The sequence below is a fragment of the Mesorhizobium sp. P3_A9 genome (assembly GCF_056402975.1).
In genome coordinates this window covers 1-3,272 of record NZ_JBFUGJ010000508.1, presented here as the reverse complement: position 1 = coordinate 3,272, position 3,272 = coordinate 1, and the positions used below count along the sequence as shown (strand labels likewise).

General features: G+C 56.9%; 5 protein-coding genes. 4 read left to right on the top strand and 1 reads right to left on the bottom strand.

Going from position 1 to position 3,272, the window contains the following annotated elements:
• Nucleotides 1-303: ATP-dependent DNA ligase (locus tag AC1DX0_RS33500; RefSeq protein WP_477358649.1), on the bottom strand; the 303-nt coding region annotated here is incomplete at its 3' end.
• A 116-nt stretch (nt 304-419) separates the two neighbouring features.
• Here AC1DX0_RS33500 and AC1DX0_RS33495 point away from each other — a divergent pair.
• From AC1DX0_RS33495 to AC1DX0_RS33480, 4 genes are all read left to right on the top strand, one after another.
• A complete protein-coding gene (locus AC1DX0_RS33495; RefSeq protein WP_477223975.1) occupies nt 420-710 on the top strand; it encodes a DUF982 domain-containing protein in 291 nt (96 codons plus the stop codon).
• A complete protein-coding gene (locus AC1DX0_RS33490) occupies nt 707-931 on the top strand; it encodes a hypothetical protein (protein ID WP_477223976.1) in 225 nt (74 codons plus the stop codon). The genes AC1DX0_RS33495 and AC1DX0_RS33490 overlap by 4 nt, the downstream gene beginning before the upstream one ends.
• Nucleotides 932-1,765: 834 nt before the next feature.
• Complete coding sequence (locus AC1DX0_RS33485; RefSeq protein WP_477223977.1) at nt 1,766-2,725, top strand: hypothetical protein; 960 nt, start codon at nt 1,766-1,768, stop codon at nt 2,723-2,725.
• A gap of 63 nt (nt 2,726-2,788) precedes the next feature.
• On the top strand, nt 2,789-3,272 hold a 484-nt coding region (locus AC1DX0_RS33480; protein WP_477358647.1), incomplete at its 3' end, for a hypothetical protein.

The window sequence follows — 3,272 nt, the reverse complement described above, 5'->3', positions numbered from 1 at the left end:
CGGCTGGCGGCGCCCAATGATGCCTTGCAGCGCGTGGAAGTCGGAGAGGCCGGCTTCATTGATCATGATGGTTTCGCCTTCGAAGATGAAGGTTTCGGCCTTGATCGTGGCGGCTTCCTCGACAAGATATCGGTATCGCGCCGTCCAGTCGAAGCCGTTCTTCGTCAGCATCCGAATGCCGTCTTCGTCTTTGATGACCTGCGTGCGGTAGCCGTCGAATTTTATCTCGTGGCTCCAGTCGTCACCCTCTGGAGGGGTGTCGAAAAGCTCTGGCTCCATCGGCTTGATGAACTTCAAACGCATACACTGACCCGCACAAACCGCGATTCAATAAGCTTAAGCTAAAATAGTTCCCGAATTTGGAAACCAAACTTTCCGTGGTGCGTTCTGGCGCTCTCAACGATTGGGGAGGTCGTGCCATGGGCAACTTTCTACCGCTTTCCATCAAGCTGGTGGACGGCACAGCCATGAGGGTTTCGTCGATCTGCGAAGCGGAGGTTGCGCTTAAAGGTCAATGGCGAAACAAGGAGGCAGCGCCCTACAAGGACGCGTGCCGGCTGATATCTGCAGCCAAGGAAGGCACCTGCAAACCAGCCATCGCTTTTGCGGCCTTCAAGGCTGCAGCAATTGACCAGGGCCTCTTGTTACGATCTGGCAGGAGTGCTGCGCTCAAGATGCTCGATGACGTTAGCAGGGACATGCAGACATGACGAAGCTATCCGATCTCGGCCCGCCGATCCCCGGCAAATTGCATGGCGGCGACCTCATCCGGGAGGAAGGCCATTTCTACAACTGCCCAAACTGCGGTCAGAAGGTTGATCAGCGCGACTTGCGCCAGGTCTTTTACCACGAGGAGCCGGGACATGAGCCCTTGGAGCCGGAGTCTCCGGGAGCTACAATACTGCCGTTCTCGAAACGACCGGCAAACTAGCTCTTTGGAATCGTGACGCTGGTAGGGCTGTTGATGATAATATCCGCCGTCAGCCAGAAACCGACCGCCATGAGAAACAGGACGGCGACGGCAATCAAGAGAAAACGCACCCTAGGCCCCGTGTTTCGTATGGAACCCGGCGATATTACCACGCCAGAAACAAAAAAGCCCGCCGGCCGGAGCCAGCGGGCTTTTCGTGACGTTATTCCTCGATCAATCGGTAACGCATGTCGACGGCGTGCAGGCAGCTGTCACAGCCGAAAGCGTCTCGCGCTTCACGATCACCGGCTTCTCATAGGTCTTCTTCATAGGATACTTCCCCGCGTTTACCCTCAAGCCGGCAAACTGCCTTGCGGCGGCTTTTTCTGTCAACCTTCCGGCGCCTGCGCTTATCGACTCGGCGGCGAGCCAGAAGCCGCTAGCCATGAAAACCAGACGATCATTGCGAAAAGAAATAGCCGCATGGAGCGCCCCCGCCGTTGCCCCGACAATATCAGAAAGCCCGCGCCTCGGGCAACGCAGCGGGCAAGGTTGGGAGTGACTGGGCGGACTAGTTGCCCGATGGAAAAGCCCGCCGACATCAAACGGCGGGCTTTTTGATTCAACGTTCAGGTCTCCTCGATTGGCCCCAAAATGGGAATGATCTGCGTCGTGTACAGTCGTCATTTGACGGTACGCATCTTTGTGGCCTTCCTGCAACAATCGCACCTATAAGCTTAGCTTAAAGTGCAATTTCATGCGGACCCACCGAATTTACTGACATTGTAGTTGACAGCTTTCTTCGGCCCGAACAGGCTTTAGCGGGGGATAAAGCTTGATAGCGGGGGTGGGCTTATGATGGATACTCAAAGACATAGCGAATATGTACGTTCGTTCGGTTTGCTGCCCTTTATGGGCTTGTTTTTTTTGGCGACAATTTTCTGGACGGCGCCCGCTTCGGCACAGGTCGTTTTCGGCGGCGACGCTGGTGATCCCGAAAACACGATCTGTAGCTTTGCCGGCGTGATCGGTACAACGATCAACGACGATTGTAGTGACTCGGACGACTCTTTTTTCGCCGCGCCAGGAATCACTATAGGCCCGAGCGGCAGCCAGATTAACTTCGACGCTGCAACGGGAGCCGCCACGTTCGGTGGGGCGGTCGACATGGGTGGCAATGTTGTTCAAAATGTTGGCACCCCGACAGCGGGAACTGATGCAGTTAACAAGGACTATGTCGACGGTGTTGTTGGCGATGCTTCGGCAAAGAACGTCGAGCAGGACGGAAGGCTCGACGCCGTCGAAGCCAAGAACACCGAGCAGGACGGCCGGCTCGACAGCGTCGAGACAAAGAACACCGAGCAGGATGCGACCCTCACCGATCACGAGACGCGGATCACGCAGACGGAAACCACGAATGCCCAACAGGACATTCGGCTCGACGGCCACGACACGATGCTGGCATCCCTCGATACCCGTGTGACGACAAATACAAGCGATATTGCCTTGCTCGACGGACGGGTCGGTGCCCTGGAAAGTGGTTTCGCTGATCTGGGCAACCAGATTTCCGAGAATCGGACCGAGGCTCGCCAGGGCATCGCAGCGGCGATCGCCATGACCACAGCGCCAATGCCGTCTGCCCCCGGCCGCACGAGCTGGGCTGGGAATGTCGGCTATTTCAAAGGCGAAACGGCTTTCGGTGGCTCGTTCGCTCATCGCTTCGATTTCAACGAGCCTTTCGCGCTCACCGCTGGCTATGCCTATGGCGGCGGCAGCAGCCACGGTTTCCGCGTCGGTTTGGCGGGCGAATTCTAGCACTTAAATCCAGTGCGGCAGATCGTGAAGAAATGGCCGTCAGCTGTGCCGGGAGGGTGTGGAATGCGCAGATTTGCGTGGCTGCCGGCAGTGCCTTTGGTCCTATGTTGCATACAAGCGCCTCCGGCATATTCTCAGGCGAAAAAAGACGACCGTTCCGCGCCCAAAGCAGCTAACAGCCCAAAGCCGGCCAACATCGACCACAACGGCGTCTTGATCCTCATCCGGTCGACATTGCTCGCGCTGGACCATGCCAACAAGACCGGAGACTATTCCGTGCTTCGCGAGCTCGGTGCTCCTGAGTTTAAAACGAACAATCCAGCCCGTCTGGCTGAGGCCTTCGCAAAGTTGCGCAACGAGGAAGTCGACCTCAGCGGTGCAGCCGTGCTTGAGCCGCAGCTGACATTGATGCCGCAGATCGAAACCAATGGCATGTTGCACATGGCAGGTTTTTTCCCGTCAGCCGCCATGCAGCTCAATTTCGAATTTGCCTTCGCCCCTGTCGACCGGCAATGGAAGATATCGGGCATGTCGGTTAAACTAGGCG

What these genes read in the sequence shown, in the direction of transcription:
- AC1DX0_RS33495 (WP_477223975.1), top strand. Translation starts at nt 420, where the DNA reads ATGGGCAACTTTCTACCGCTTTCCATCAAGCTGGTGGACGGCACAGCC.
- AC1DX0_RS33490 (WP_477223976.1), top strand. Translation starts at nt 707, where the DNA reads ATGACGAAGCTATCCGATCTCGGCCCGCCGATCCCCGGCAAATTGCAT.
- AC1DX0_RS33485 (WP_477223977.1), top strand. Translation starts at nt 1,766, where the DNA reads ATGATGGATACTCAAAGACATAGCGAATATGTACGTTCGTTCGGTTTG.